General features: G+C 66.0%; 26 protein-coding genes. 14 read left to right on the top strand and 12 right to left on the bottom strand.

Translation table 11 applies throughout. The features are described 5' to 3' along the window. Positions 1-208: 208 nt before the first annotated feature. The 5 genes from polA (at position 209) to H3H36_RS27695 (ending at position 5,482) form a co-directional block, all read left to right on the top strand. Positions 209-2,962 carry a DNA polymerase I gene (gene polA, locus H3H36_RS10140; RefSeq protein WP_182216946.1) on the top strand — a complete coding sequence of 918 codons (2,754 nt, stop codon included), beginning with the start codon at positions 209-211 and terminating at the stop codon, positions 2,960-2,962. Positions 2,963-3,045: 83 nt separating this feature from the next. Further along, positions 3,046-3,930: a dienelactone hydrolase family protein gene (locus tag H3H36_RS10135; RefSeq protein WP_182216944.1), complete on the top strand. Its 885-nt coding sequence runs from the start codon at positions 3,046-3,048 to the stop codon at positions 3,928-3,930. Between the two features lie 144 nt (positions 3,931-4,074). Continuing rightward, positions 4,075-4,824, top strand: a complete 750-nt coding sequence (locus H3H36_RS10130) for a ZIP family metal transporter (RefSeq protein WP_182217211.1) — start codon at positions 4,075-4,077, stop codon at positions 4,822-4,824. A gap of 96 nt (positions 4,825-4,920) precedes the next feature. Then, on the top strand, positions 4,921-5,202 hold the full coding sequence (locus H3H36_RS10125; protein ID WP_182216941.1) for a hypothetical protein: 282 nt from the start codon (positions 4,921-4,923) through the stop codon (positions 5,200-5,202). Then, the gene (locus tag H3H36_RS27695; protein WP_182216939.1) at positions 5,195-5,482 is read left to right on the top strand and encodes a type II toxin-antitoxin system RelE/ParE family toxin; all 288 of its coding nucleotides are present in this window, start codon (positions 5,195-5,197) and stop codon (positions 5,480-5,482) included. The genes H3H36_RS10125 and H3H36_RS27695 overlap by 8 nt, the downstream gene beginning before the upstream one ends. 15 nt (positions 5,483-5,497) lie before the next feature. Here H3H36_RS27695 and H3H36_RS10115 read toward each other — a convergent pair whose 3' ends face one another. The 3 genes from H3H36_RS10115 to H3H36_RS10105 are packed head-to-tail and all read right to left on the bottom strand — an operon-like array spanning position 5,498 to position 8,423. Further along, a complete protein-coding gene (locus H3H36_RS10115) occupies positions 5,498-6,352 on the bottom strand; it encodes a sulfurtransferase (protein ID WP_182216937.1) in 855 nt (284 codons plus the stop codon). Positions 6,353-6,361: 9 nt separating this feature from the next. Beyond that, positions 6,362-7,285 carry a DMT family transporter gene (locus H3H36_RS10110; RefSeq protein WP_182216935.1) on the bottom strand — a complete coding sequence of 308 codons (924 nt, stop codon included), beginning with the start codon at positions 7,283-7,285 and terminating at the stop codon, positions 6,362-6,364. Positions 7,286-7,322: 37 nt separating this feature from the next. Next, positions 7,323-8,423 carry an aromatic ring-hydroxylating oxygenase subunit alpha gene (locus H3H36_RS10105; protein ID WP_182216932.1) on the bottom strand — a complete coding sequence of 367 codons (1,101 nt, stop codon included), beginning with the start codon at positions 8,421-8,423 and terminating at the stop codon, positions 7,323-7,325. A gap of 356 nt (positions 8,424-8,779) precedes the next feature. On the opposite strand from H3H36_RS10105, the gene H3H36_RS10100 reads away from it, so the two are divergent. The 4 genes from H3H36_RS10100 to H3H36_RS10085 all read left to right on the top strand — a co-directional run bounded on the left by H3H36_RS10100 (position 8,780) and on the right by H3H36_RS10085 (position 12,732). Beyond that, on the top strand, positions 8,780-9,043 hold the full coding sequence (locus tag H3H36_RS10100; protein WP_182216930.1) for an exodeoxyribonuclease VII small subunit: 264 nt from the start codon (positions 8,780-8,782) through the stop codon (positions 9,041-9,043). Next, positions 9,040-9,924, top strand: coding sequence for a polyprenyl synthetase family protein (locus H3H36_RS10095; RefSeq protein ID WP_182216928.1), 885 nt, complete (start codon positions 9,040-9,042; stop codon positions 9,922-9,924). The genes H3H36_RS10100 and H3H36_RS10095 overlap by 4 nt, the downstream gene beginning before the upstream one ends. Positions 9,925-9,928: 4 nt before the next feature. Then, complete coding sequence (dxs, locus tag H3H36_RS10090; RefSeq protein ID WP_182216926.1) at positions 9,929-11,800, top strand: 1-deoxy-D-xylulose-5-phosphate synthase; 1,872 nt, start codon at positions 9,929-9,931, stop codon at positions 11,798-11,800. Positions 11,801-11,964: 164 nt separating this feature from the next. Further along, the gene (locus H3H36_RS10085; RefSeq protein ID WP_182216923.1) at positions 11,965-12,732 is read left to right on the top strand and encodes a M48 family metalloprotease; all 768 of its coding nucleotides are present in this window, start codon (positions 11,965-11,967) and stop codon (positions 12,730-12,732) included. 54 nt (positions 12,733-12,786) lie between these two features. Here H3H36_RS10085 and H3H36_RS10080 read toward each other — a convergent pair whose 3' ends face one another. Next, entirely contained in the window at positions 12,787-13,902 is a 1,116-nt protein-coding gene (locus H3H36_RS10080) for an alpha/beta fold hydrolase (RefSeq protein ID WP_229219845.1), read from the bottom strand. Positions 13,903-13,957: 55 nt separating this feature from the next. Further along, a complete protein-coding gene (locus H3H36_RS10075) occupies positions 13,958-14,512 on the bottom strand; it encodes a cob(I)yrinic acid a,c-diamide adenosyltransferase (protein ID WP_182216921.1) in 555 nt (184 codons plus the stop codon). A gap of 180 nt (positions 14,513-14,692) precedes the next feature. Here H3H36_RS10075 and H3H36_RS10070 point away from each other — a divergent pair, with 180 nt between their 5' ends. From H3H36_RS10070 to glcF, 3 genes are read left to right on the top strand one after another with little or no spacing between them, the layout of a single operon-like run. Further along, positions 14,693-16,183 (top strand): FAD-linked oxidase C-terminal domain-containing protein, encoded by a 1,491-nt coding sequence (locus tag H3H36_RS10070; RefSeq protein WP_182216918.1) that lies wholly within the window; start codon positions 14,693-14,695, stop codon positions 16,181-16,183. Positions 16,184-16,193: 10 nt separating this feature from the next. Continuing rightward, positions 16,194-17,243, top strand: coding sequence for a glycolate oxidase subunit GlcE (gene glcE / locus H3H36_RS10065; protein WP_182216916.1), 1,050 nt, complete (start codon positions 16,194-16,196; stop codon positions 17,241-17,243). A 9-nt stretch (positions 17,244-17,252) separates the two neighbouring features. After that, positions 17,253-18,494, top strand: coding sequence for a glycolate oxidase subunit GlcF (glcF, locus tag H3H36_RS10060; RefSeq protein WP_182216914.1), 1,242 nt, complete (start codon positions 17,253-17,255; stop codon positions 18,492-18,494). Between the two features lie 15 nt (positions 18,495-18,509). Here the strand turns inward: glcF and H3H36_RS10055 are convergent, their stop codons facing one another. The 7 genes from H3H36_RS10055 to H3H36_RS10025 all read right to left on the bottom strand — a co-directional run bounded on the left by H3H36_RS10055 (position 18,510) and on the right by H3H36_RS10025 (position 25,218). Beyond that, entirely contained in the window at positions 18,510-18,767 is a 258-nt protein-coding gene (locus tag H3H36_RS10055; RefSeq protein WP_182216912.1) for a hypothetical protein, read from the bottom strand. Positions 18,768-18,775: 8 nt separating this feature from the next. After that, positions 18,776-19,108 carry an ArsR/SmtB family transcription factor gene (locus H3H36_RS10050; protein ID WP_311196617.1) on the bottom strand — a complete coding sequence of 111 codons (333 nt, stop codon included), beginning with the start codon at positions 19,106-19,108 and terminating at the stop codon, positions 18,776-18,778. A gap of 161 nt (positions 19,109-19,269) precedes the next feature. Continuing rightward, the gene (locus H3H36_RS10045; RefSeq protein ID WP_182216908.1) at positions 19,270-19,761 is read right to left on the bottom strand and encodes a hypothetical protein; all 492 of its coding nucleotides are present in this window, start codon (positions 19,759-19,761) and stop codon (positions 19,270-19,272) included. Between the two features lie 24 nt (positions 19,762-19,785). Continuing rightward, positions 19,786-22,257 carry a putative bifunctional diguanylate cyclase/phosphodiesterase gene (locus H3H36_RS10040; RefSeq protein WP_182216906.1) on the bottom strand — a complete coding sequence of 824 codons (2,472 nt, stop codon included), beginning with the start codon at positions 22,255-22,257 and terminating at the stop codon, positions 19,786-19,788. Between the two features lie 197 nt (positions 22,258-22,454). Then, positions 22,455-22,940 carry a glutathione peroxidase gene (locus H3H36_RS10035; protein WP_182160445.1) on the bottom strand — a complete coding sequence of 162 codons (486 nt, stop codon included), beginning with the start codon at positions 22,938-22,940 and terminating at the stop codon, positions 22,455-22,457. Beyond that, entirely contained in the window at positions 22,940-24,076 is a 1,137-nt protein-coding gene (locus H3H36_RS10030) for a PilT/PilU family type 4a pilus ATPase (protein ID WP_182216904.1), read from the bottom strand. The genes H3H36_RS10035 and H3H36_RS10030 overlap by 1 nt, the downstream gene beginning before the upstream one ends. A 98-nt stretch (positions 24,077-24,174) precedes the next feature. Beyond that, positions 24,175-25,218 carry a type IV pilus twitching motility protein PilT gene (locus H3H36_RS10025; protein ID WP_182216902.1) on the bottom strand — a complete coding sequence of 348 codons (1,044 nt, stop codon included), beginning with the start codon at positions 25,216-25,218 and terminating at the stop codon, positions 24,175-24,177. Between the two features lie 108 nt (positions 25,219-25,326). On the opposite strand from H3H36_RS10025, the gene H3H36_RS10020 reads away from it, so the two are divergent. Then, positions 25,327-26,028 (top strand): YggS family pyridoxal phosphate-dependent enzyme, encoded by a 702-nt coding sequence (locus tag H3H36_RS10020; RefSeq protein WP_182216899.1) that lies wholly within the window; start codon positions 25,327-25,329, stop codon positions 26,026-26,028. A 15-nt stretch (positions 26,029-26,043) separates the two neighbouring features. Further along, positions 26,044-26,868 (top strand): pyrroline-5-carboxylate reductase, encoded by an 825-nt coding sequence (gene proC / locus H3H36_RS10015; protein WP_182216897.1) that lies wholly within the window; start codon positions 26,044-26,046, stop codon positions 26,866-26,868. Positions 26,869-26,952: the final 84 nt, after the last annotated feature.

The raw sequence follows: 26,952 nt of genomic DNA, 5'->3' as shown, positions 1-26,952 counted from the left end.
TCAAAACGGGATGAAATCAGTGTCAGAACCCATTGTAACAAACAGACACGCTTAGCTGTTTCTAAAGCGTCATTTCCAGCCGCGATCAGGGCGTGCGGCTGTTGTTTCATTGTCTTTCTGGAAATGATGCAATGAGGGCGATGGGGGCCGTAAAGTCTGCGATAATGCCTGTTTCGCCCGCGCGCGCGTCCCCATTTTTCTCGGCATTATGCATAAAACCCTGCTGTTAGTTGACGGTTCCAGTTACCTTTACCGCGCCTTCCACGCGCTGCCCGACCTGCGCAGCCCGGACGGCTACCCGACCGGCGCCATGCACGGCATGGTCAACATGCTGCGCCGCCTGCGGGCCGACTATCCGGCCGCCTTCATCGCCTGCGTGTTCGACGCCAAGGGCAAGACCTTCCGCGATGAGATGTACCCCGAATACAAGGCCACGCGCGCTTCCATGCCGGACGACTTGCGCTTGCAGATCGAACCGATCCACGAAGCCGTCAAGGCCATGGGCTGGCCGATCCTGATGGTCGAGGGGGTGGAGGCGGACGACGTGATCGGCACGCTGGCCGTGCAGGCGGCCCAGGCTGGGATGGACGTGGTGGTGTCCACCGGCGACAAGGACCTGGCCCAGCTGGTCAACGAGCACGTCACGCTGATCAACACCATGAGCAACGAGAAGCTGGACCAGGCCGGCGTGCTGGCCAAGTTCGGCGTGCCGCCCAACCGCATCATCGATTACCTGACCCTGATCGGCGACACGGTCGACAACGTGCCCGGCGTGCACAAGTGCGGCCCCAAGACGGCCCTCAAGTGGCTGACCCAGTACGACAGCCTCGATGGCGTAATGGCCAACGCGGCCAGCGTGGGCGGCGCCGTGGGCGAGAACCTGCGCAAGGCGCTCGAGTGGCTGCCGCGCGGACGCCAGCTGATCACCGTGAAGACGGACTGCGACCTGTCCGGCCACATGAGCACCATCACGGAGTCGCTGGTGGCGCGGCCGGAGGACGTGGAGACGCTGCTGGCCTTCTTCACCAGGTATGGCTTCAAGACCTTGCAGCGCGAGTTGAGCGCGGCCAGCGGCAAGGCCGCGCCGGCTGCCGCTGCTGCCGCCGTGGCAGTGGCCGGTGGCGTCACGGAGGATATGTTCGCGGAGGCCCCCGCCGAGCTGCGCTACGACACCGTGCTGACGGACGCCCAACTGGAGCACTGGCTGGCCGTGATCGACGCGGCCGCGCTCACGGCCGTCGATACGGAAACCACGTCGCTCGATCCGATGACGGCCCAGCTGGTCGGCATTTCGCTGTCCGTGGAGCCGGGCGTGGCGTGCTACATCCCCGTCGCCCACGCCTACGCTGGCGTGCCGCAACAGCTGTCGCGCGAGCACGTGCTGGCGCGCCTGAAGCCGTGGCTGGAAGACGAGAACAAGCCCAAGGTGGGCCAGAACCTCAAGTACGACAGCCACATCTTCGCCAACCATGGCGTGCAGTTGCGCGGCATCGTGCACGACACGCTGCTCGAATCGTATGTATTCGAGTCGCACCGCCCGCACGACATGGACAGCCTGGCGCTGCGCCACCTGAACGTGACCACGATTCCCTTCACCGACGTATGCGGCAAGGGCGCCAGCCAGATCACCTTCGACCAGGTGGAACTGGGCCGCGCCACGGCCTACGCGGCCGAGGACGCGGACATCACGCTGCGCCTGCACCAGCACATGATCGGCAAGGTGGAAGGCGACGAGAAGCTGAACCATATCTACCGCGCCATCGAACTGCCGACGGCCGTGGTGCTGCAAAAGATCGAGCGCAACGGCGTGATGATCGACGCCGGCCTGCTGGCCACCCAGTCGGCCGAGCTGGGCGCGCGCGTGGCGGAACTGGAGCTGAAGGCGCATGAACTGGCCGGGCAGCCGTTCAACCTCGGCTCGCCCAAGCAGATCGGCGACATCTTTTTCGACAAGCTCAAGCTGCCGGTGGTGAAAAAGACGCCGAGCGGCGCGCCGTCAACGGACGAGGAAGTGCTGCAAAAGCTGGCCGAGGATTATCCGCTGCCGAAGGTGCTGCTCGAATACCGCAGCCTGTCCAAGCTCAAGTCCACCTACACGGACAAGCTGCCCAAGATGATCAACCCGCACACGGGCCGGGTGCACACCAACTACGCCCAGGCCGTGGCCGTGACGGGCCGGCTGGCCTCCAATGATCCGAACCTGCAGAACATCCCGATCCGCACCAAGGAAGGCCGCCGCATCCGCGAAGCGTTCGTGGCGCCGGCCGGCTGCCATATCGTGTCGGCCGACTATTCGCAGATCGAGTTGCGCATCATGGCCCACATCTCGGGCGACGAGAACATGCTGCGCGCCTTCGCCGAGGGCGTGGACATCCACCGCGCCACGGCCGGGGAAATCTTCGGCGTGCCGGCCGACGAAGTGTCGAGCGAGCAGCGGCGTTACGCCAAGGTGATCAACTTCGGCCTGATCTACGGCATGAGCGCGTTCGGCCTGGCGTCCAACCTGGGCATCGAGCGGGGCGCGGCGCAAAGCTATATCGACCGCTATTTCGCCCGCTTCTCCGGCGTCAAGCAGTACATGGAAGACACGCGCGCGCAAGCGAAGGCGCGCGGCTACGTGGAGACGGTGTTCGGCCGCCGCCTGTGGCTGCCCGAAATCAATTCGCCCAACGGCCCGCGCCGCCAGGGCGCGGAACGGGCCGCCATCAACGCGCCCATGCAGGGCACGGCGGCCGATTTGATCAAGCTGGCCATGATCGCCGTGCAGGGCTGGCTGGAGCGCGATGCCCTGCAAACGAAGATGATCATGCAGGTGCACGATGAACTGGTGCTGGAAGTGCCGGACGTGGAACTGGCCCTGGTGCGCGAGCAGTTGCCGCGCCTGATGGCTGGCGTGGCCGCGCTGAAAGTGCCGCTGACGGCCGAAGTAGGGGTCGGCAAGAATTGGGACGAGGCGCACTGAGACGCCCGCCCGGTAACGGTGTTTGGAATGGCGGGCGCTCACAAGGCGCCCGTGTGGAGACGTTAAACTAAAAGAGGAGACATATGAAAGATCTGGTACAAGATGCTGCAAGTCTGCTGTCGAAAACGTCGTTGTCCGATGGCGTGGGCCGTCGCGATTTCCTGAAGGTGGCGCTGGGCACGGGCTTCGCCGTGGCCGCCATGCCGGTGGTGGCGCAAAACGTCATCAAGACCGACACCGTGGGCCTGACGGCCGGCACGCTCCACCTCACCGTGAACGGGCAGACCGTGCCCGTCTACCGCGCCCAGCCTGAGGGCAAGACCAACCTGCCCGTGATCGTCGTCGTGTCCGAGATTTTCGGCGTGCACGAGCACATCGCGGACGTGGCGCGCCGCTTCGCCAAGCTCGGTTACCTGGCGCTGGCGCCGGAACTGTTCGTGCGCCAGGGTGATCCGAGCAAGGCCGCCACCATCGCCGACCTGCAGCGCGACATCATCGCCAAGACGCCGGACGCGCAGGTGATGGGCGATATCGATGCCACCTTCGCGTGGGCCAAGGCCAACGGCGGCAATCCGGACAAGATGGGCATCACCGGCTTTTGCTGGGGCGGGCGCATCGCGTGGATGTACGCGGCCCACAACCCGCAGCTGAAAGCGGCCGTGGCCTGGTATGGCCGCCTGGTGGGCGAGGCCAACGCCATGACGCCGACTTATCCGATCGACATCGCACCACAACTGAAGGTGCCGGTGCTGGGCCTGTACGGCTTGAAGGATACGGGCATCAGCCAGGATTCCATCGCCCGCATGAAGGAAGCGCTGAACCGGGCCGGTAACAAGTCGCAGTTCGTGGTGTACCCGAATTCGGGCCACGCCTTCCATGCGGACTACCGTCCCAGCTACGTGGAAGCGGACGCCAAGGACGGTTTTGCGCGCGCCATCGCCTGGTTCCGTGAGCATGGCGTGATGTAAGCAGTTAGCGTCATTTGCCGCCGATTGGGCAAATAAGCGGGCCGGGCGGTAAAATACCGTCCGGCCCGCGCCGCTTGCAGCCCTGCCGCCGCGCCCGGTCCCTGCCATAAGAGGTTCAAAATCGACTCGACACTCATTTCCATCCTGCTGGCCACCACCGTGGCGGGCGTGGTCAGCATCACGGCCGCCGCCATCTTCTCGTTCACGCTGCTGTCCAAGGTGGTCGAGCGCATGGTCAGCCTGTCGGTCGGCATCATGTTATCCACTTCCTTGCTGCACGCGTTGCCGGAAGCGTTCGAGTCGCAGGCCGACGCACGCAGCCTGTTCGCCACCTTGCTGGGCGGGCTGCTGGCCTTCTTCATGCTGGAAAAGCTGGCCATCCTGCGCCACTCGCACCACCACGAGGGCGACGGCCACCATCACCACCACGGCCACGACAAGCGCGAGGCGGGCAAGGCCGGCTGGATGATCCTGGTGGGCGATGGCATGCACAACTTCACGGACGGCATCCTGATCGCGGCCGCCTTCCTGGCCAATCCGGAGCTGGGGCTGGTGACGGGGCTGGCCATCATCGCGCACGAGATCCCGCAGGAGATCGGCGACTTCATCGTGCTGCTCAACGCCGGCTTCACGCGCACGCGCGCCTACGTGTACAACCTGCTGTGCAGCCTGATGGCGATCGGCGGCGGGGTGTTGGGCTACTTCATGCTGGACCGCGCCAGCGGCATGATTCCCTACGTGCTGGTGTTCGCCTCGTCCGGCTTCATCTACATCGCCGTGAGCGACCTGATGCCGCAGATGCAGCGCCGCGCCACGCTGAAGGAGACGGTGCCGCAAGTGCTGCTGATCGCCGTCGGCGTGGGCCTGGTGCTGTTCCTCACGCGCGGGCACTGACGGCAGGTTCCGCCCGCGCTGTCTTGCGCGGACACAAACGCAGCGTTCCGGCCTGCGGTATGATGGAGTTTTCGTCAATCACGTGCGGCGGATGCCATGGATGCTACGAACAGTAAGGCCGAAGCGGAGTTGAGTGCGCTGTCTACGGACCAGATGTTAAGGTTGCAACGGCTGGCCGATCTGGCCAAGGTGCGGCCGGAAGACGTGTGGCTGGATGTGCGGCAGTATGGCTGGGATGATGTGGAGGAGTCTATCCGGGCTGATCTCGAAGCGCAGGAGTATTTCAAGACTAATCCGGGCATTCCACATGCCGAAGTGATGGCCGAGGCGTGGCGCATTATCGCCGCTAACGCCAAACGACAAAACAAAGGTGGCTGAGCTTCGGGTGGTTTGGCAGCCACGCGCTTGGCAATCCTTCGTTCGCACCTTGCAGCATCTCAGCGCACAGGATGCCATGGCCGCGGAACTGGTGGCGCGGCGTGTCGAGGAGGCGCTTGCGGTGCTTGCGACGCGGCCTGACATTGGCACCCTTACTTTGGCGCCGGGCCGGCGAAGTTTTCCTGTTCCTCGTACCGGTCACACAATAGATTATCGTGTCGTGCGCGACGAATTGCGCATCTCGCGCTGGGCGCGCCAAACCCGGCACCGGCCGGGTTAAAGCGCTAAATCTTCCTTACGCCTCGCCCCTGGCCACCGGCCGTGCCGGATCGGCGCACCATTCGCTCCACGAGCCCGGATACAGTGCCGCGCCGCTCAGGCCGGCCACTTCCAGGGCCAGCAGGTTGTGGCAGGCCGTCACGCCCGAACCGCACTGCATGACGACATCCTGCGCCGTGTCGAACAACGGGCCAAACTCGCGCGTGAGTTCGTGCGGGCTCTTGAAACGGCCATTGCTCAGCAGGTTGTCCTTGAAGAAGCGGTTCTTGGCGCCGGGGATGTGGCCGCCCACCGGGTCCACGACTTCATTCTCGCCACGGAAGCGGTCCGGGGCGCGCGCGTCGATCACCTTGAGCGTACCGTCGGAAAGATTGGCCACCAGTTCGCCCGCCGTCACGGTCTTGGTCAGCGAGGGCTTTTCCATGATGTGGCCGCGCGGGGGCGTGGCCACCAGCGTCACCAGCGGCAAGCCTTGCGCCTGCCATGCGGCCAGGCCGCCATCGAGCACGGCCACGGCCGGGTGGCCGATCCAGCGCAGCATCCACCACAGGCGCGCCGCGTACATGCCGCCATGGGCGTCATAGGCCACCACCTGCGACTGGTCGTTCACGCCCCACTGGCGCAGCTTTTCGATCAGGGCCGAGCGGTCGGGCAGGGGATGACGGCCGTGGAACTTGCCGTCCGGGCCCACCTTGGGGCCGGCCAGGTCGTCCTCCATGCTGGCGAACTGCGCATTCTGGATATGGCCGGCGGCGTAGGCGGCGCGGCCCGCTTCCAGGTCAATCAAATCGTGGCGGCAGTCGATCACGATCCAGTCGGGATCGGTCAGGTGCCCGGCCAGGGTGGCGGCGTCTACCAAAGTCGTGTGCATGGCTGCTCCTTAAACTTCGCTTGCGATCGGATCGGTGTTGGCGATGGCCTTACCGCGTTCGGTACTGCGTGTATTGTAAAACGTTGCGGCGCTGCCGGACGCCAGGATCACGGCGATACCGGCCCAGCTGTGGCAGTCGAAGCGGTCGTCGAACACCAGCACGCCCCACAGGCTGGAGAACACGATGCCCGTGTATTGGAGGTTGGCCACCACCAGCGTGCTGCCGAGCCGGTAGGCGCGCGTCATGGCCATCTGGGCGCTGGTGGCGCACACGCCCACGCCCAGCAGCAGCAAGGCGCCGTGCATGGTGTTGATGGGATGCCAGCCGGACTGGCCGGGCGCGCCGGCCAGCATGGTGCCGGCCGCACCGGCCACCAGATTCATCACGGAGAAATAGAACACGACCCGGTATTCGGGCTCGCCGGCCAGTCCCAGCTTGCGCACCTGCATGTAGGCCATGGCCGACAGCCCGCTGGAACCGAGGGCCACCAGCGCCGGGCCCAGCTGGTTGGCGTGGAAGGCCGGCTGCAGCAGCAGCGTGACGCCGACGAAGCTCATGCCGACGGCCACGAACAACGGCCATTCGATATGGTTTTTCGCATGCCACCAGCCGGCGGCGAACAGGAACACGGCGATCCAGATCGGCGCCATGTAGTTGAGGGTCATGGCCGTGGCCAGCGGCAGGCGGGCGATGGTCCAGTACCACAGCCACAGCGACAGCACGCCCACCACGCCGCGCCACAGGTGGGCGCCGGGCATGGTGGTGCGCAGGTCGCCGCGCTGCATCCGGATCATGCAGAACAGCGTGGTGACGCCCACCACGCCCCGGTAGAACACGATTTCCGAGGTGCCGAACTGGTCGGAGGCCAGCTTCACGCACACCCCCATGGCGGCGAACATGAAACTGGCAAACAACATCCACAGCGACTGCATCGACTTCCCGGTTCCGCCGCCAGTGCGGCATTGATTGTTACAACGTGATCTTGCCGCGATACCACTCGTGGAAGTGCTGCATGCCGTCTTCCATCGGCGACTGGTAGGGGCCGGCGTCCGTCGTGCCGCGCTCCATCAAGGCCTTGCGGCCGGCGTCCATGCGCAGCGCGATCTCGTCGTCCTCGACCACGGTTTCCATGTAGGCGGCCCGTTCGGCCTCGATGAACTCGCGCTCGAACAGCACGATCTCCTCGGGATAGTAGAACTCCACCACGTTCTTGGTGCGCTGCGGACCTTCCGGCCACAGGGTCGAGACGATCAGCACGTGCGGATACCATTCGACCATGATGTTCGGGTACAGCGTGAGCCAGATGGCGCCATACGGCGGCGCCTCGCCGCCACGGAACTTGAGCACCTGCTCCTGCCAGCGCTTGTAGACCTCGGAACCGGCCTTGGTCAGGCCACGGTTCACGCCCACCGTCTGCACGCTGTAGTCGCGGCCGAATTCCCAGCGCAGGTCGTCGCAGCGGACAAAGCTGCCCAGGCCCGGGTGGAATGGCTCGACGTGGTAATCCTCGAGGTAGACTTCAATGAAAGTCTTCCAGTTGTAATTGCAGGTCTGGACCTCCACATGGTCGAACATATAGCCCGAGAAGTCGAGATCCTTGGTGACCGACAGGGCCTTGAGCTGCTCCATGACGTTGTAGCCGTTCTGCTCGAACAGCAAGCCGTTCCAGTTTTGCAGCTGGGTCTTGGGCAGGTTCAGGCAGGGCGTGGTCTCGAAGTGGGGCGCGCCGATCAGCTCGCCCTTGAGGTCATAGGTCCAGCGGTGCAGCGGGCAGACGATGTTGTCCGCATTGCCGCGGCCATTGAACATCAGCGCCTGGCGATGGCGGCACACGTTGGACACCAGCTCCACGCCGCTGGCGTTGCGCACCAGCATGCGCCCTTCGTTTTCGGAAACGAGGGTCGCAAAGTCGCCGGCGTTCGGCACCATCAGCTCGTGGCCCACGTAGCGTGGCCCCGTCTGGAACAATTGTTGTATTTCGCGCTGCAACAGCGCTGCGTCAAAATAGACGTTAACCGGAAGTTGCGCTTCAGTCGGCGCGAGCTTGGCGTGGCTACCCAGATCGGACATCCAAACCCCCCTTAATATGTGCTTCAAACCAAAGAGAGACAGAATCCGTAAAGACCTGAATTCAAGTTGTTGAAAATGGTATTTCGGACAGAACCGGCGATTATACCGCGTTTCCACCCCCTTTGTGCCCGGATCGGCCGCCAACTGGGCCGCGCTTGATCCGGCAGCGCAGTCGGCGGGAGGATTGCGATAAAATCCAGATTTCCCGATCGAAGGCCGGCAGCGGCGCCCCGGGCAGCGCGCCTATTTGTTCGACCGGATAAGTTGGTTTGTTCTAAAATAACGGGCTACACTGCGCCCGCAGCGCTGCTTTTTGCACAACATTGGCGCGTTTTGCCTGTAAAGATCCGAATTCTATGTCCAAGAAATCTAGCGCGGACACCGCGCAAACGGCCGTGCCGCCCGCTTCGTTTGAGGAAGCGATGGCCGAACTGGCCCAACTGGTGGCCCAAATGGAAGCCGGCCAGCTGCCGCTGGAAGCGTCGGTGGCGGCCTACCAGCGCGGTTCGGAGCTGGTGAAATACTGTGCCCAGCAGCTCGACAAGGTGGAATCCCAGGTCAAGGTGCTGGAAGGGGACATGCTCAAGCCGTTCGCCGACAACCAGGAGGAACTGGCATGACGCCCGCGTTCGACGATTGGATGAAAACCGTGCAGGCCGCCTCCGAGCGCGACCTGGCCGCCTACCTGCCCGGCCCGGACGTGGTGCCGACCAAGCTGCACGACGCCATGCGCTACGCGCTGCTGGGCGGCGGCAAGCGCGTGCGCCCGCTGCTGGTGTACGCGGCCGGCGCCCTGTTCGGCGCCGACGAAGCGCTGTTGAGCCGGGCGGCGGCCGCCGTGGAAATGATCCACGCCTATTCGCTCGTGCATGACGACATGCCGTGCATGGACGACGACGCCCTGCGCCGCGGCAAACCGACCGTGCACGTGGCCTACGACGAAGCGACGGCCCTGCTGGTGGGCGACGCGCTGCAATCGCAAGCGTTCCTGGTGCTGTCCGAAGCGGCGCCGTGCGAGCGCCTGGTGCCCATGCTGCGCCTGCTGGCGCACGCCTCCGGCTCGGCCGGCATGTGCGGCGGCCAGGCCATTGACCTTGACAGCGTGGGCCTGAGCCTGACGCTGCAACAGCTGGAGCAGATGCACCAGCTGAAAACGGGCGCGCTGCTGCGCGCCTCCGTGGTGCTGGGCGCGCTGGCCGGCAAGGCGCTGGACGACGCCGAGACGGCGGCCCTGAACACCTACGCGCGTGCCATCGGCCTGGCGTTCCAGGTGGTGGACGACGTGCTCGACGCGACGGCCGATTCGGCCACGCTGGGCAAGACGGCCGGCAAGGACGCGGCCGACAACAAGCCGACCTATGTGTCCATCCTCGGCCTGGAACCGTCGCGCGCGCTGGCCCAACAATTGCGGCTCGACGCGCACGCAGCGCTCGCGCCGTTCGGTGACAAAGCGCTGCGCTTACGCGAACTCGCGGACTTGATCGTGCAGCGGAAGGCATAAGAAAATGAATTTGCTCGAAACCATAGATTCCCCGGCCGATGTGCGCAAACTGGCGCGCCATCAGCTCACGCCGCTGGCCCATGAACTGCGCCACTACCTGCTCGATTCCGTCTCCAAGACGGGCGGCCACCTGTCGTCCAACCTGGGCACGGTGGAACTGACGGTGGCGCTGCACTACGTGTTCAACACACCGCATGACCGCATCGTGTGGGACGTGGGCCACCAGACCTACTCGCACAAGATCCTTACCGGCCGGCGCGAGCGCATGCACACGCTGCGCCAGCTGGACGGCATCTCCGGCTTCCCCAAGCGCGACGAAAGCGAATACGACACCTTCGGCACGGCCCACTCGTCAACTTCGATCTCGGCCGCGCTGGGCATGGCGCAGGCGGCCAAGATCAAGGGCGAGCAGCGCCACGCCATCGCCGTGATCGGCGACGGCTCGATGACGGCCGGCATGGCCTTCGAGGCGCTCAACAACGCCGGCGTACAGGAAGACCTGAACCTGCTGGTGATCCTGAACGACAATGACATGTCGATCTCGCCGCCCGTGGGCGCCTTGAACCGCTACCTGGCACGCCTGATGTCGGGCCAGTTCTACGCGGCCGCCAAGAACGTGGGCAAGTCGGTGTTGCCGGCGCCCGTGCTGGAGCTGGCCAAGCGGCTGGAAGAACACGCCAAGGGCATGGTGGTGCCGGCCACCATGTTCGAGGAATTCGGCTTCAACTACATTGGCCCCATCGACGGCCACGACCTTGAATCGCTGATCCCCACGCTGCAGAACATCAAGCAGCTCAAGGGCCCGCAGTTCCTGCACGTGGTGACCAAGAAGGGCCAGGGTTACAAGCTGGCCGAGGCCGAGCCTATCCTGTACCACGGCACGCCCAAGTTCAATCCGGCCGAAGGCATCAAGCCATCCACGGCGCCCGGCAAGATCACGTACACGGAAGTATTCGGCAACTGGCTGTGCGACATGGCCGCCGCCGACAAGCGCCTGGTCGGCATCACGCCGGCCATGCGCGAAGGCTCGGGCATGGTGCGCTTCGAGCAGCAGTTCCCGGACCGCTATTTCGACGTCGGCATCGCCGAGCAGCACGCCGTCACCTTCGGCGCCGGCCTGGCCTGCGAAGGGCTCAAGCCGGTGGTGGCGATCTACTCCACATTCCTGCAGCGCGCCTACGACCAGTTGATCCACGACGTGGCGCTGCAAAACCTGGACGTGACGTTCGCGCTCGACCGTGCCGGCCTGGTGGGCGCGGACGGCGCCACCCACGCCGGCAACTACGACATGGCGTATTTGCGCTGCATCCCCAACATGGTCATCATGGCCGCCTCGGACGAGAACGAGTGCCGCCAGATGCTCACCACCGGCTACCAGTACCACGGCCCGGCCGCGATTCGCTATCCGCGCGGCGCCGGCATCGGCGCGGCCATTGACCCCGCGCTGACGACCATCGAAATCGGCAAGGGTGAAATCAAGCGCCGTGGCCAGAAGATCGCCATCCTGGCCTTCGGCTCGATGGTGGCGCCGTCCGTCAAGGCGGCCGCCTCGCTCGACGCCACGGTGGCCAACATGCGCTTCGTCAAACCGCTGGACGTGGAACTGGTCAAGCAACTGGCCGCCGAGCACGACTACCTGGTGACGGTGGAAGAGGGGTGCATCATGGGCGGCGCGGGCGCCGCCGTGGCCGAAGCGCTGGCCGCCGCAGGCATCGTCAAGCCGATCCTGATGCTGGGCCTGCCCGACAAGTTCATCGACCATGGCGACCCGGCCAAGCTGCTGGCCGGCGTCGGCCTGGACGCGGACGGCATCGCCGCCTCGATCCGCCAGCGCTACGGCGCCGACGTACCGCGCCTGGTCGTCAACAACGGCTAAATAATCCGGGACGGACCCCGGTTTTCCCCGCCAGAAAAATCGGGGACGTAACACGGTTTTTCTGGCTGGGAAAACCGGGGTACGTCCCCGATTTTTTTTTTGTTGTGTCCGGGATATTTCGGGCCTATATTGGTATAAATCGTTTATACCGGCATGGGGGCGATATGCACCGGATTTGCTTGTGGACGGCGATCTTTTGCCTTTGCTGCGGCGCGGCGCAAAGCCAGGTGCCGGAATCGGGGCGCTGGCAGGAATTGCGTTTCTCCACCGATGCGGTCGATAGCCAGGTCGAGGACCGCTACATCGAACGCGTGGTGGAGCTGGCCGCCACCGGCAAGCTTGATGACGATCCCGGCCTGCTGGTCCGCTTGCGTTCCATTAGCGCCGGGCTGATACGGGCCGCCATCACGCTCAAGCCGGATGCGGCCCAATGGCAATGGGAACTGCATACGACCAGCGATCCGGGAGTCGATGCCGTCTGTATGGCGGGCGGAAAAATCCTCGTTGGCAGCGCGTTTGTGCGCCAGCTGGCGCTGGATGACGGCGAACTGGCCACGCTGCTGGCCCACGAGGTGGCCCACGCCGTGGCCGAACATGTGCGCGAGACCTTGTCCGAGGCCTTCCTGCTGGTGCGCCGGCCGCCACTGCCGCTGGACGTGCTCATGGAGCGGCTCGACAGCGACCTGTCGCTGCAAATTCGGCTGTCCGACTTGTCAATGATGCAGGAGAGCGAGGCCGACCAGTTGGGCATGGTGCTAGCCCACCGGGCCGGCTGGCCGCCGTCGGCCATGGTGCGCTTCTACGGCAAGCTGGCGGCCCAGGAGCCGGCCGCCCTGGTCGCCGACCATCCAGCCGCCGCCTCCCGCCTCAGCATGGCCAAGGGCATGGCCGTGCTGCTGGGGACAGATGCGCCGCTGGCCGTGTCGCCGTGATGTGCGGGCCCGGGCGCGCCAGGGGCGCCTACGCGGGCGTGGGCAACGCCATGGTTACTTGGGTGCGTGTTCAGGTCGAGCCGTCGCGGTGGCGCCGGCCACTTGGGGCTTGAGCTCCGCTTCGATTGCCGCGCGTATCGGCGCCATGTCGCACTGGATGGCAAAGTGGCCGCATTCACTGTCGAGCAAGGTCACGCGCGCATGCAGCAGCGGCGCCAGCGCCTGCGCCGCGCGCGGGTTGACCAGCTGGTCCTGCCGCGCGTTGATCAGGTGGACGCGTGCGCGCACCCGCGCCGCCGCCTGTTCCAGCCCTTGCGGCCCACCCGGCCCGGCGCCGATATCCTGGCTGAGCAGGGCGCGGATCTGCGCCAGGTTGTCGTTGGCATCGGGCGCTTCCGGATCGGGCGCCACCGTCTCGCGCAGGAACTTGTCGAAATCAGCCGGCGCCGTTTTGCGCTGCCGGAAGTCGGGCGAGGTGGCGTTCAGCGCGAACACCATCTGGAACAGGGGCAGCGGCGGGTTGCGCTGATAGTCGCCACCGGCGAACGCGGCGTCGCTGACGATGGCCTGTTCGGCCGTGCGCCAGAACAGCAGGTCGTAGCTGGACAGGCGCGGCGTGGCGGCGATGGGAATGGCGACATCCATGAAGCGGGGATGGCTCACCATCCACTGGAGCGTTTGCATGCCGCCCATCGAGTAGCCGACCACGGCCCGCAGGTGGCTGATACCCAGCTTTTCCGTCAACAGCCGGTGCTCGCTGGCCACCATGTCGCGGATGGTGAAGGCGGGGAAGGCCTTGCCGTGCTGGCTGGCGCTGTTGGACGGCGAGCAGGACACGCCATTGCCCAGCGCATCGACCAGGATCACGAAGTAGGGCGCCGTATCGAACAGGCCTTGCGGCCCCAGCACCTCCAGCAACTGCGCGCTGGTGCCCGTATGCCAGGTGGGCACCAGGATGGCGTTGTCGCGCGCGGCGTTGAGCGTGCCCAGGGCGCGGTAGCCGAGCTGGCAGTCGTGAATGACGGCGCCGTTCTCCAGCGTCACGTCGCCGAGGCGGGCGAATTGCTGGGGCGCCGCGGGCGCATCCGCGTGTGCGCGCGCGGCCAGCAGGGCGCCGCAGAACAGCATGGCCCGCGCGATGGCGGACGGCGCAGCAAAACGTGGTGTCATGCGTACTCCGGGTGGCGGCGGACCTGTCCCGGCCCGCGCTGGTTGAAGGGGAGCGTCAGCCGCGTTTGCGCTCGTGCTGCCACAGCACGTCGCTGCCGCCGGCGTAGCGGTTGAGCACGCGCGACAGCACGAACATCAGGTCCGACAGCCGGTTCACATACTGGCGCGGGTGGTCGTGGATGGTCTCGGCCTTGCCCAGGGTGACGATGGCCCGTTCCGCGCGGCGGCACACGGTGCGGCACACGTGCGCCACGGCGGCCGCCCGCGAGCCGGCCGGCAGGATGAATTCCGTCAGCGCCGGCAGGTCGGCGTTGTACTTGGCCAGCAGCTCGTCGAGCCGGGCCACGTGGGCCTCGGTGATCATCTGGTAGCCGGGGATGCACAGTTCCCCGCCCAGGTCGAACAGGTCGTGCTGGATCGTCACCAGCTCCTCGCGCAGGTCGTCGGGCATGGCTTCGCACAGCAGCAGGCCGATGTTGGAATTGAGTTCGTCCACGTCGCCCATGGCGTGCACCCGCACGCTGTCCTTGTCGGTGCGCGTGCCGTCGCCCAGGCCGGTGGTGCCGTTGTCGCCGGTGCGGGTGGCGATCTTGGAGAGTCGGTTGCCCATGATGGTTCCTGATCCGTGAAAAGCTGTGAGGATACGCCAAATCGGCCCGCCGCAGCGCATTTCCCCCACCGCCGACGCGGCGAATCGGCATCAGGTCTTGGCCTCAATTGATCGCCCGGCGGGACGGCGGCGCCGTTTGTGCTTACAATCGATGTCTATCGACTAGCTCCCTTCGCCGCCATGCATACCACTGCCCCCGATCCGGCCAACCTGTTCGCGCGCCGCCAGCAAGTGGCCGACGCCTTGCGCGCCGTGCTGCCCGCACGCTGCGTGCTGGCCGAGCCGGAGGATACCCGGCCCTATGAATGCGACGGCCTGGCCGCCTACCGCCAACTGCCCATGGTGGTGGTGCTGCCCGACAGCGAGGCGCAGGTGATCGCCATCGTCAACGTGTGCCGCGAGCTCAATGTGCCCATCGTGCCGCGCGGGGCGGGAACCGGCCTGTCCGGCGGCGCCATGCCGATTGCCGACGGCGTGGTGCTGTCCACGGCGCGCATGAACCAGATCATCCGCATGGATGCGTATTCCCGCACGGCCGTGGTGCAACCGGGCGTGCGCAACCTGGCCATTTCCGACGCCGCCGCCCGCCACGAGCTGTACTACGCGCCTGATCCCTCGTCGCAGATCGCCTGCACCATTGGCGGCAACGTGGCCGAGAATTCGGGCGGCGTGCACTGCCTGAAATACGGCCTGACGGTGCACAACGTGCTGCGCGTGCGCATGGTCACCATCGAGGGCGAGGTGGTGGAGCTGGGTGGCGAGTCGCTGGATGCGCCGGGGCTGGACCTGCTGGCCGTGTTCATCGGTTCCGAAGGCATGCTGGGCATCGTGACGGAAGTGACGGTCAGGCTGATTCCCAAGCCGTCCACGGCGCGCGTGATCATGGCCTCGTTCGGCGAGGTGGGCGCGGGCTGCAACGCCGTGGCCGACCTGATCGCGGCCGGCATCATCCCGGCCGGGCTGGAGATGATGGACCAGACCTCGGCCCGCATGGTCGAGCCATTCTGCAAGGCTGGTTACGACACCGAGGCGGCCGCCATCCTGCTGTGCGAGGCCGACGGCACCCCCGAGGAAGTGGAAGAAGACATCGCGCGCATGACGGCCGTGCTGCAGGCGGCCGGCGCCAGCGCCATCGCCGTGTCGCAGAACGAAGCCGAGCGGCTGCGCTTCTGGTCCGGCCGCAAGAACGCCTTCCCGGCTGCCGGCCGCATCTCGCCCGATTACTACTGCATGGATGGCACCATTCCCCGCAAGCGGCTGGCCGAAGTGCTGGCCGGGATCGCGCGCATGGAAACCAAGTACGGCCTGCGCTGCGCCAACGTGTTCCATGCGGGCGACGGCAACCTGCATCCGCTGATCCTGTTCGACGCCAACCAGCCCGACGAATTCGCGCGCGCGGAGGCGTTCGGCGCCGAGATCCTGGCGCTGAGCGTGGAAGTGGGCGGCACCATCACGGGCGAGCACGGGGTGGGCATCGAGAAGATCAATTCCATGTGCGAGCAGTTCACGGCCAAGGAGCTGGAAGCGTTCTTCGCCGTCAAGCGCGCCTTCGATCCGCTCAAGCTGCTCAATCCCGACAAGGCGATACCGACCCTGAACCGCTGCGCCGACATGGGCAAGATGCGGGTCACGGGCGGGGTGCTGAAATTCCCCAACTTGCCGCGTTTCTGACGGAGTCCCTTTGCAAGCGATCATCAATCAATACCAGGAGCGGATCCGCGCCGCCACGGCCGCCGGCACCCCATTGCGCCTGCGCGGCGGCGGCACCAAGGACTGGTACGGCAACATGCCCACCGGCGAGTTGCTCGACACGCGAGCCTACAGCGGCGTGCTGGCCTACGAACCGACGGAACTGGTGATCACGGCCCGCTGCGGCACGCCGCTGGCCGAGATCGAGGCGCTGCTGGCCGAACGGCGCCAGATGCTGGCCTTCGAACCACCCCGCTACGGCGCCGCCTCCACCATCGGCGGCGTGGTGGCGGCAGCGTTGTCCGGCCCGCGCCGCGCCAGCGCCGGCGCCGTGCGCGATTTCGTGCTGGGCGCGGCCCTGATGGACGGGCACGGCGAATTGCTGTGCTTCGGCGGCCAGGTGATGAAGAACGTGGCCGGCTATGACGTCTCGCGCCTGCTGGCCGGCTCGCTCGGCACGCTGGGCCTGATCCTGGACGTGTCGCTCAAGGTGCTGCCGCAGCCCGTGTGCGAGGCCAGCGTGCGCTTCGAATTGTCGGAAATCGACGCGCTGCGCCGCCTCAATGAGTGGGGGGGGCAGCCGCTGCCCATCTCGGCCAGTTGTTGGCACGACGGCATCCTGTCGCTGCGCCTGTCCGGGGCCGAGGCGGCCGTGGCGGCCGCGCGGCGCAGGCTCGGTGGCCAGCCGGTGGACGATGATGGCGCGTTCTGGGCCAGCCTGCGCGACCAGCGCCACGCCTTCTTCGATGGCGGCGAGTTGTGGCGGCTGTCCGTGCCGCCCACGGCCAGCGCGCTGGTGCTGAAAGGCGAACAGTTGATCGAGTGGGGCGGCGCGCAGCGCTGGCTGCGCGTGGCCGGCGGCGACGCGGCCAGCATCCGCCGCACGGTGGCGGCCGTGGGCGGGCACGCCACGCTGTTCCGCGGCGGCGACCGGAAGGCGGGTGTGTTCCAGCCGCTGGCGCCGGCCGTGGCGGCCATTCACCAGCGCCTCAAGGCCAGCTTCGACCCGGCCGGCATCTTCAACCCCGGCCGCATGTACTGATGGAGCACCATGCAAACTGATCTCGCCGATTTCATCAAGAACACCCGCGACGGCGAGGAAGCCGACGCCATCCTGCGCGCCTGCGTGCACTGCGGCTTTTGCACGGCCACCTGTCCCACCTACCAGTTGCTGGGCGATGAACTGGACGGGCCGCGCGGGCGCATCTACCTGATCAAGCAGGTGCTGGAAGGGGCGCCCGTCACGGCCAAGACCCAGAGCCACCTGGACCGCTGCCTGACGTGCCGCAACTGCGAATCGACCTGCCCGTCCGGCGTCAAGTACGGCCGGCTGGTCGACATCGGCCGCAAGGTGGTGGAGCAGCGCGTGCAGCGCCCGCTGGCCGAGCGCTTCAAGCGCGCCGTGCTCAAGGAAGCGCTGCCGCGCAGCTGGGTGTTCACCCCGGCGCTCAAGGCGGGCCAGTTGCTGCGGCCCTTGCTGTCCAAGCCTTTGCAGGACAAGATTCCGCATGCGCACGGCGCCGGCCAGCGTCCCGCCCGCACGCACGCGCGCAAGATGCTGGTGCTGGAAGGCTGTACGCAGCCGGGCATGGCGCCCAACATCAACAGCGCCACGGCGCGCGTGCTGGACGCGCTGGGCGTGCAGTTGCTGAGCGCCCCCAGGGCAGGCTGCTGCGGCGCGCTGCGCTACCATCTGAACGACCAGGACGGCGGCCTGGACGACATGCGCCGCAACATCGACGCCTGGTGGCCCTACGTGGAAGGCACGGACGGCGCGCCGCGCGTGGAAGCGATCGTGATGACGGCGTCCGGCTGCGGCGCCACCGTCAAGGAATATGGCCACCTGCTGGCGCACGATGCGGTGTATGCGGCCAAGGCCGAACGCATCTCGGCGTTGACGCGCGATCTGAGCGAGGTGATGCCGGAATTCGAGGAGGAACTGGGACGCCGGCTGCGCGGCAGGATCAGTGAGCGGGTGGCCTACCATCCACCGTGCACGCTGCAGCATGGCCAGCAGATCCGCGGCAAGGTGGAAGGCGTGCTGCGCGCCGCTGGCGTGGATGTGAAGCTGTGTGCCGACAGCCATTTGTGCTGCGGTTCGGCCGGCACCTACTCGCTGCTGCAGCCGGAACTGTCGCTGCAGCTGCGTGACCGCAAGCTGGCCAACCTGGCCGCGACGGAAGCGCAAGTGATTGTGTCGGCCAACGTGGGCTGCCAGGCCCACCTGCAATCGGGCACGCAAACGCCGGTGCAGCACTGGATCGAACTGATCGACCGGGCGCTGGCTTCCTAACGCGCCGGCGCTGCTTTATTCGACTTCCTTGAGCACTTTTTCGACCGTCGCCAGGCGGGATTTCAGGTCCGTCAGCGTGGCATCCATGGACGTTAGCCGGCGCGCCGTTTCCGCTTGCGCGGCGGCCGCCTGCTCGGCGATCTGGCGGTAGGCGTTGTCGTTGGCCAGCCGTGCCTTGGCCTGCTGGATGGCGGCATAGTAGCGCATGGCGAACACCGCCAGGACGGTGATCAGCGGCAGGATGATCGTAATCAGGAACACACTTTCAGACATGATGGCCTCTATGTTTCGGTATTGTTGGTCAGGGACTGCGCGGCCTGGGCGATGGCGGCCGGGGTAAGTTCGATGTCGAATGGCGCCGCTTCGAAAAATTTGAGCGCCTTGCCGTCCGGGGACAGTTCCAGCTGGCTCGTCACCAGCCCCGCATCCTCCAGTTTTTGCAGGTGCAGGTGCAACAGCGGGCGGCTGATGCCCAGCTCCCGCGCCAGCTGGCTGACGTAGTTGCGCCCGCCCGATTCCAGCGTGGCGATGATGCGCAGCCGGTGCGGGTTGGCCAGCGCCGACAGCATGGCCAGCAGCCGGTCTCCGTCAAGTGGTAATGTTTTCGTTTTCACGTGTAAAGAATATCTTACACATCGGGATATGGCAAGCGAATCCGCCATGGCGCGGCGCTGGACCGAAATTGGCAAAATTAGGGACGGACCCCAATTAGCGCTGGCGCTAATTGGGGTCCGTCCCTAATTTTGCCAATTCTGGCCTTGCACCGCGGGCTAAGTCAGCGGCTCTTGAAGATCGGGCAGAAGGCCGGATTGCCCGTCACGCTGGGACCGGGCGTACCGTCCGGCTTGAGTTCCTTGAGCCAGCCATCCGGATGGGCGGGTGTCGGCCGCTTGCCGCAGTTGGTGTGCACCCAGTGGATGCCCACGCCTTTGGTATAAAGCTGGCCGCACACGCCGATCCTGTCATTCACGTGAATCGCGTTCAATGGCGCGGGAATGCCGCTCTGGTTGCGGTCGAAGCCGGGCACGAACACATTGTCGATGGCCACGTCGTAGATGCGGCCATCCTGGTCCGCCTTCATGGTCAGGTGCGTGTGCGACAGCTCCACGCCCTTGCGGTATTGGCCGTGGGCGAACGCGGGGCCGCGCACCACCACGCCGGTGCGGTAGGAACCGGCGGCGGCGCTGCAGTCGGTGGCCTCGTCGGCGAGGGCGCTGGTGGCGCTGGTGATCATCAGCAGGCAAGCTGCCAGCAGGTTGTGCTTCATGTCGTACTCCATGTGTTGTTGAATTCAGCCCGGCGCGAACAGCGGGAATTGGGCGCCGCCTTCGGCATCGGCGCCGCGCAATGTGACGATCGGCGGCAGCTGCGCGGCGGCCTGCCAGAGCGGGGCGCTGTCGAACGCGGCCACCCAGGCCAGCACCTCGTCGGCCGGCATGGGACGGGCGATGCCGTAGCCCTGGGCCAGGTCGCAACCCAGGCGCATCAACATGGCCCCGTGTTCGACCGTCTCCACGCCCTCGGCGATGATGCGCATGCCGAACGAGCGCGCCAGGTTGATGATGGCGCTCACCAGGTGCAGGTCTTCCGGGTCCACCAGCATGGCGCGCACGAAGCTCTGGTCGATCTTGAGCGTGTCCGCCGGCAGGCGCTTGAGGTAGGACAGCGACGAATAGCCGGTGCCGAAATCGTCGAGTGCGAAGCTGATGCCTTGCCGCTGGCAGGCCTGCATGACGGTGCGCACGTGGGCCACGTCCGACAAGGCCGACGATTCGAGGATTTCCAGTTCCAGCATGGCCGGTGGCACGTCCGGGAATTCGGCCAGGATGGCGCCCAGGCGTTCGACGAAATCGGCGCGCTGGAAGTGGCGGGCCGCGATGTTGACGCTCACTACCCAGTGCGGCGCTTGCGTGCGCCAGGCCTGCAACTGGCGCAGCGCCTCGCGCAGCACCCATTCGCCGATGTCGACGATGATGTCGCTGTGCTCGACGATGGGCAGGAACTCCATCGGCCCCACCATGCCGCGCACCGGGTGCTGCCAGCGCAGCAGCGCCTCCATGCCGATGATGCGGCCCGAGCGCATGTCCAGCTTGGGCTGGTAGTGCAGCCGCAACTGGCCGGCGCGCAGCGCGGCCCGTACTTCCGTGCGGCGGTTGTGGTGGGTGCGCACCTGCTCGTCCAGGTCGGCGTCGAAGAAGTGGTAGCGCTTGCGGCCCGTCAGCTTGGCCTGGTACAGCGCCTGGTCGGCATGGCGCAGTAGCTGATCGGCGCTCGCTTCGTTGCCCGTGTAGATGGCCACGCCCACGCTGGCCGACATCTTCACCACTTCGCCTTCGCACAGGTAGTCGCGCTCGAGCGCCGCCAGCAGCCGTTGCAGCAGCGCGGCGATGGTGCCGCGCTCGCCCAGCGCCGGCAGCAGCAATACGAATTCGTCGCCGCCCAGGCGTGCCACGTACTGGCGCTGCTCGGCCAGTTGGTGCAGGCGGCTGGCCACTTGCCTGAGCAGGGCGTCGCCGACGGCCTGGCCCAGGCTGTCGTTGACGTGCTGGAAGTGGTCGAGGTCGAACAGGCACACGGCCAGCTGGTACTGGTTTTCGCGGGCGCGCGCGAGCTCGTGTTCGAAGCGGGCCGCCAGCGCGCTGCGGTTGGGCAGGCCGGTGAGCACGTCGTGGTTGCTTTGCCACGACATCTGCTGGATCAGCTGGCGCCGCTCGCTCACGTCGCGGAACACCAGCACCATGCCGTGCACGGCGCCGCTGGCCGAGCGGATGGCGGCGGCCGTGTATTCGATGTTGGCCAGTTCGCCCGACGTATGGCGCAAGGCCTGGTTGAGCATCTTGACGGCGTCGCCGCCGGCGCAGATGGCGTCCGTGGCCTTGAGCAGCGTGTGCTGGCCGAAGTTATTGGCCAGCACGAACACCTGGTGCAGCTCCATGCCGCGCGCCTGTTCCTCGCTGCGTCCCGTGAGCGCCTGCGCCACGGCGTTGATGGTGGCGATGCGGCCGGCCGTGTCGGTGGTGATGACGGCGTCGCCAATCGACGCCAGCGTCACTTCGATGCGTTCCTTCTCCTCGCGCAGCTGTTGCTGGCTGCGCCGCAGCGTCTGCACCAGCGCGGCCACTTTCTCGGCCATGTTGTTGAAGGTGCGGGCCAGCGCGCGTGCCTCCAGCGTACCGCGCACGGGCATGCGCACGCCGTAGTCGCCATTCTGGAAGCGGTTGGTGGCCAGTTCCAGCCGGCGCAGCATGCGCTGGTTTAGGCACACGAGCAGGCCAAGCAGCGCGTAGATGATGGTGATGTTGATGGCCGAGATTACGGCTTGCTGGCGCACCGTGTGCCATACGGCGTTGCGCGGCGCGGTCGGCGAGAAGCGCAGCGCCAGCGTGGTGCGCGGGCCGATGGTCCGTTCCATGGCCAGCGCCGGCACCGTGTCCAGCGCGGCGAACCAGTCGGGATGGCGCACCGGCGCGGGCGCGGCGCGCAGCGCTTCCAGGTGGCCAGCGGGATAGTCGAGATGGACGTCGGCCACGTCTGCATTGAGCAGCAGGGCACCGGCCAGCGTGGCGTCGAGCGCGGCGCGGTCGCGCGCGGCCAGCGCCGGTTGCAGGGCCGTGCTCAGGTAGCTTTCCAGTTCGCGCGCCTGTTGCCGGTAGCGGGCGCCGGCCGCCTGCGATTCGCCGTCCACCAGCAGCGTGTAGCGCACGCCCGTGACGACGGCGATGATGACGAAGATCGGCAGGAACAGGCGGGAATAGCTTCCCATCCGCATCCAGCGCGACAGTAATTGGCGCAGCAACGGCATAAACGGTCGATGTGATCGGGCGAATGAATCCACCTTCATTATTACCGAAAAGTTAATCCGCCAGCATTTTATTTTGCCGTTTGTAAAGTTCGCGCCACGACAGGGGGGGACGGCCCGCACGCTCGCTAGCGCATTGCAAGCAAGGGCGGCGGCGAGCGCTATTCGGCCAGCAGTTTTTCGATGTCGGCGATCAGTTCTTCGGGCTTGGTGGCCGGCGCGTAGCGCTTGTAGACGGTGCCGTCCTTGCGCACCAGGAACTTGGTGAAGTTCCACTTGATGCCTTCCGTGCCCAGCAGGCCGGGCGCTTCCTTCTTGAGCTGCTTGAACAGCGGGTGGGCCTGGCTGCCGTTGACGTCCACCTTGGCGAACATGGGGAAGGTGACGCCGTAGTTCTTTTCGCAGAAGGCGCCGATCTCGTCGGCCGAACCCGGTTCCTGGGCGCCGAACTGGTTGCACGGGAAGCCCAGCACCACGGCGCCCTTGTCCTTGAATTGTTCGTACACGGCTTCCAGGCCCTGGTACTGGGGCGTGAAGCCGCACTTGCTGGCCGTGTTGACGATCAACAGCACCTGGCCCTTGTACTGGCCCAGGCTGACGGGCTTGCCGGACAGGGTGTCCGCTTCCAGGTCGAAAATGGTGTGCATCAGATGATCCCCAAATGTTCGGTGCCGGCCGACAGGTCGCGCGTCTTGGCGGCCTTGCCTTCCAGCTTGATGGCGAGCCGCAAGTCGTTCACGGAGTCGGCGTTGCGCAATGCGTCTTCGTAGGTGATCAGGTCGGCCTCGTGCAGGTCGAACAGCGACTGGTCGAACGTCTGCATGCCCAGTTCGCGCGACTTCTTCATCAGTTCCTTGATCTCATGCACCTGGCCCTTGAAGATCAGGTCCGAGATCAGCGGCGAATTGAGCATGATCTCGATCGCCACCACGCGGCCCTTGCTTTCCTTGCGCGGCACCAGGCGCTGCGAGATCATGCCCTTCAGGTTCAGCGAGAGGTCCATCAGCAGCTGCTGGCGGCGCTCCTCGGGGAAGAAGTTGATGATGCGGTCCAGCGCCTGGTTGGCGCTGTTGGCGTGCAGCGTGGCCAGGCACAAATGGCCCGTCTCGGCGAAGGCGATCGCGTGGTCCATGGTCTCGCGGTCGCGGATCTCGCCGATCTGGATCACGTCCGGCGCCTGGCGCAGCGTGTTTTTCAGCGCCACTTCCCAGTCGTCCGTGTCCACCCCCACTTCGCGCTGGGTGACGATGCAGTTCTTGTGCGGGTGGACATATTCGACCGGGTCTTCGATGGTGATGATGTGGCCGTAGCTGTTCTCGTTGCGGTAGCCCACCATGGCCGCCAGCGTGGTCGATTTGCCCGACCCGGTGGCGCCCACCATGATCACCAGGCCGCGCTTGGCCATCACGACTTCCTTCAGCACTTCCGGCAGGCCCAGGTCTTCGAGCTTAGGGATCTCGCTGGTGATGGTCCGCAGCACCATGCCCACGGAGCTCATTTGCACGAAGGCCGAGACGCGGAACCGTCCGAGGTCGCCGGGGCTGATGGCGAAGTTCGCTTCCTTGGTCAGCTCGAAACTGGCGGTCTGCTTGTCGTTCATGATCGAGCGCGCCAGATCGGCCGTGTGGGCGGCCGTCAGGGCCTGGGCCGAGACGGGCGTCATCTTGCCGTCGATCTTGATGGCGGGCGGGAAGCCGGCCGTGATGAACAAGTCCGAGCCCTTCTTGCTGAGCATGAGGCGCAGCAGGTCGAACATGAATTTGGATGCCTGGTCGCGTTCCATGGTGGGCTCCTGATTGTTTTGGGGCGGGGTCAGGTCCGGCAATCGGACATGGGCGTCGCCCATGTCCGATTGCCGGACCTGACCCCGGCGTTCGATGTTCAGCCGGGGAAGTTGTCCGGCGTCTTGGCGGCCGAACGGGCGGCGGCCGACGAGATCACGTTGCGCCGCACCAGGTCCGTCAGGGTCTGGTCCAGCGTCTGCATGCCCATGTTGCTGCCGGTCTGGATGGCCGAATACATCTGCGCGATCTTGGCTTCGCGGATCAGGTTGCGGATGGCCGGCGTGGCCACCATGATCTCGTGCGCGGCCACGCGGCCGGAGCCGTCCTTGGTCTTGAGCAGCGTCTGCGAGATCACGGCCTGCAGCGATTCGGACAGCATGGCGCGCACCATCTCCTTCTCATCGGCCGGGAACACGTCGACGATACGGTCGATGGTCTTGGCGGCCGACGAGGTGTGCAGCGTGCCGAACACCAGGTGGCCCGTCTCGGCGGCCGACAGGGCCAGGCGGATGGTTTCCAGGTCGCGCAATTCGCCCACCAGGATCACGTCCGGGTCTTCGCGCAGGGCCGAGCGCAGCGCGTTGTTGAACGACAGCGTGTGCGGTCCCACTTCGCGCTGGTTGATCAGGCACTTCTTCGATTCGTGCACGAATTCGATCGGGTCTTCGATGGTGAGGATGTGGCCATACTCGTTCTCGTTGACGTGGTTGACCATGGCCGCCAGCGTGGTCGATTTGCCGGAGCCGGTGGGCCCGGTCACCAGCACCAGGCCGCGCGGCTTGAGCGCCAGTTCGGCGAAGATCTTGGGACAGTTCAGTTCTTCCAGGCTCAGGATCTTGGACGGAATCGTGCGCAGCACGGCCGACGCGCCCCGTTCCTGGTTGTAGGCGTTGACACGGAAGCGCGCCAGGCCAGGGATGGCGAACGAGAAGTCGCATTCGAGCATTTCCTCGTAAGCCTTGCGCTGGCCGTCGTTCATGATGTCATAGATCATGCCGTGCACGTCCTTGTGCTCCAGCGGCGGCAGATTGATGCGCCGTACATCGCCGTGTACCCGTATCATGGGCGGCAAGCCGGCCGACAGGTGCAAGTCCGAGGCCTTGTTCTTGACCGAGAATGCCAGCAGTTCTGAAATGTCCATTTATAATCCCTGTGCCTGTTGTCGGGCGCGCGCCGGGACGGCTCACCGGCGCGGCGTTGTTCAGCCGAATTCTTAACCTGTCCGCATACCACTGTTTCCTCATTGATTATGTCCACAATCGCCCAGAACTTGCAAGCTATAGCCGGCACAATTATTTCCGCATTACAAGAAAGCGGCCGCCCGGCCGGCGCGGTCCAGTTGCTGGCGGTGTCCAAGACGTTCGGGCCGGAGGCGGTACTGGAAGCGGTGCGCGCCGGCCAGCTGGCGTTCGGTGAAAACTACCTGCAGGAAGCGCTCGACAAGATCGCCGCCGTGGCCGCCGGTGCGCCGGGCGCCGCGCTGGAATGGCACTTCATCGGCCCCATCCAGAGCAACAAGACCCGGCCCATCGCCGAACATTTCGACTGGGTGCACACGGTGGACCGGCTCAAGATCGCCCAACGCCTGTCGGAACAACGCCCGCCGGACAAGGGGCCGCTCAATATCTGCCTGCAGGTGAACATCAGCGGTGAAGCCAGCAAGAGCGGTGTCGCGCCTGAGGAAGTGGCCGCGCTGGCCGCGCAAGTGGCCACGCTGCCCAACCTGCGGCTGCGCGGCCTGATGGCCATCCCCGAGCCGGCCGCCGAGTACCAACAACAGCGGGCGCCGTTCGCCCAGCTGCGCGCGCTGTACGAGCAGCTGCGCGCTGGCGGCCTGGGGCTCGACACGCTGTCGATGGGCATGTCGGCCGACCTGCGGGCCGCCATCGTCGAAGGCGCCACCATCGTGCGCGTGGGCAGCGCCATTTTCGGATCACGCAACTACCACTAAAAACGAGAGATAGACATGAAGATTGCATTTATCGGCGGCGGCAACATGGCATCGGCCCTGATCGCGGGCCTGGCAGGCAAGCTGACGGCGGGCGCCAACATCCACGTGGTCGACCCCAACGGCGCCGCGCTGGAGCAGCTGCGCAGCAAGTTCGGCGTGACCACGGCCAGCGCCGCCGGCACCGAACTGGCGGGACGCGACGTGATCGTGCTGGCCGTCAAACCGCAAAGCATGCGTGAAGTGGCGGCCCAGTTGCTGCCGCTCTTGGACCAGACCACGCCGCCGCTGGTGCTGTCGATCGCGGCCGGCATCCGCGCCGCCGATTTGTCGCGCTGGCTGGGCGGCTACGGCGCCATCGTGCGCTGCATGCCCAACACGCCGGCCCTGATCGGGCAAGGCATCACGGGCATGGTGGCCACGGCCGGCGTGAGCGCGGCGCAGAAGGACGCGGCCGACGCCATCCTGAAGGCCGTGGGCCAGACCGTGTGGCTGGACGACGAAGCGCAGATCGATCCTGTGACGGCTGTTTCGGGCAGCGGCCCGGCCTACGTGTTCTACTTCATCGAGGCGATGCAGCAGGCAGCGGCGGAACTGGGCCTGAGCGCGGAGCAGGGCAAGCAACTGGCGCTGGCCACGTTCACGGGCGCGGCGCAACTGGCCGCGCAATCGGACGAGCCGGTGTCGCTGCTGCGCGAGCGTGTCACGTCCAAGGGCGGCACCACGTATGCGGCGTTGACCAGCATGGAAGCGAGCGGCGTCAAGGCCGCCATCGTCACGGCCGTGAAAGCGGCGGCCCAGCGCGGCAAGGAGCTCGGCGACGAACTGGGCGGCGCCGCCTGATTCCAGGCCGCGAAGTTAGGGACGACCCCAAGCAAAATCGGGGACGTAACACGGTTTTCCCGCATGGGAAAACCGTGTTACGTC

Origin of the sequence: Rugamonas fusca (assembly GCF_014042365.1) — a bacterium.
Classification (GTDB): Bacteria; Pseudomonadota; Gammaproteobacteria; order Burkholderiales; family Burkholderiaceae_D; genus Rugamonas; species Rugamonas fusca.
Note: the sequence above shows the minus strand (reverse complement) of the source record. Positions and strands in the feature narration are given on the sequence as shown.

Excerpts from the sequence above, each read along its gene's own strand:
- H3H36_RS10035 (WP_182160445.1), bottom strand. The coding sequence starts at position 22,940 with ATGCACACCATTTTCGACCTGGAAGCGGACACCCTGTCCGGCAAGCCC.
- H3H36_RS10030 (WP_182216904.1), bottom strand. The coding sequence starts at position 24,076 with ATGGAACGCGACCAGGCATCCAAATTCATGTTCGACCTGCTGCGCCTC.
- proC (WP_182216897.1), top strand. The coding sequence starts at position 26,044 with ATGAAGATTGCATTTATCGGCGGCGGCAACATGGCATCGGCCCTGATC.
- H3H36_RS10110 (WP_182216935.1), bottom strand. The coding sequence starts at position 7,285 with ATGCAGTCGCTGTGGATGTTGTTTGCCAGTTTCATGTTCGCCGCCATG.
- glcF (WP_182216914.1), top strand. The coding sequence starts at position 17,253 with ATGCAAACTGATCTCGCCGATTTCATCAAGAACACCCGCGACGGCGAG.
- H3H36_RS10080 (WP_229219845.1), bottom strand. The coding sequence starts at position 13,902 with ATGACACCACGTTTTGCTGCGCCGTCCGCCATCGCGCGGGCCATGCTG.
- H3H36_RS10125 (WP_182216941.1), top strand. The coding sequence starts at position 4,921 with ATGGATGCTACGAACAGTAAGGCCGAAGCGGAGTTGAGTGCGCTGTCT.
- H3H36_RS10055 (WP_182216912.1), bottom strand. The coding sequence starts at position 18,767 with ATGTCTGAAAGTGTGTTCCTGATTACGATCATCCTGCCGCTGATCACC.
- polA (WP_182216946.1), top strand. The coding sequence starts at position 209 with ATGCATAAAACCCTGCTGTTAGTTGACGGTTCCAGTTACCTTTACCGC.
- H3H36_RS10045 (WP_182216908.1), bottom strand. The coding sequence starts at position 19,761 with ATGAAGCACAACCTGCTGGCAGCTTGCCTGCTGATGATCACCAGCGCC.
- H3H36_RS10025 (WP_182216902.1), bottom strand. The coding sequence starts at position 25,218 with ATGGACATTTCAGAACTGCTGGCATTCTCGGTCAAGAACAAGGCCTCG.
- H3H36_RS10070 (WP_182216918.1), top strand. The coding sequence starts at position 14,693 with ATGCATACCACTGCCCCCGATCCGGCCAACCTGTTCGCGCGCCGCCAG.
- H3H36_RS10105 (WP_182216932.1), bottom strand. The coding sequence starts at position 8,423 with ATGTCCGATCTGGGTAGCCACGCCAAGCTCGCGCCGACTGAAGCGCAA.
- H3H36_RS10075 (WP_182216921.1), bottom strand. The coding sequence starts at position 14,512 with ATGGGCAACCGACTCTCCAAGATCGCCACCCGCACCGGCGACAACGGC.
- H3H36_RS10095 (WP_182216928.1), top strand. The coding sequence starts at position 9,040 with ATGACGCCCGCGTTCGACGATTGGATGAAAACCGTGCAGGCCGCCTCC.
- H3H36_RS10085 (WP_182216923.1), top strand. The coding sequence starts at position 11,965 with ATGCACCGGATTTGCTTGTGGACGGCGATCTTTTGCCTTTGCTGCGGC.
- H3H36_RS10020 (WP_182216899.1), top strand. The coding sequence starts at position 25,327 with ATGTCCACAATCGCCCAGAACTTGCAAGCTATAGCCGGCACAATTATT.
- H3H36_RS10135 (WP_182216944.1), top strand. The coding sequence starts at position 3,046 with ATGAAAGATCTGGTACAAGATGCTGCAAGTCTGCTGTCGAAAACGTCG.
- H3H36_RS10040 (WP_182216906.1), bottom strand. The coding sequence starts at position 22,257 with ATGGGAAGCTATTCCCGCCTGTTCCTGCCGATCTTCGTCATCATCGCC.
- H3H36_RS10115 (WP_182216937.1), bottom strand. The coding sequence starts at position 6,352 with ATGCACACGACTTTGGTAGACGCCGCCACCCTGGCCGGGCACCTGACC.
- H3H36_RS10100 (WP_182216930.1), top strand. The coding sequence starts at position 8,780 with ATGTCCAAGAAATCTAGCGCGGACACCGCGCAAACGGCCGTGCCGCCC.
- dxs (WP_182216926.1), top strand. The coding sequence starts at position 9,929 with ATGAATTTGCTCGAAACCATAGATTCCCCGGCCGATGTGCGCAAACTG.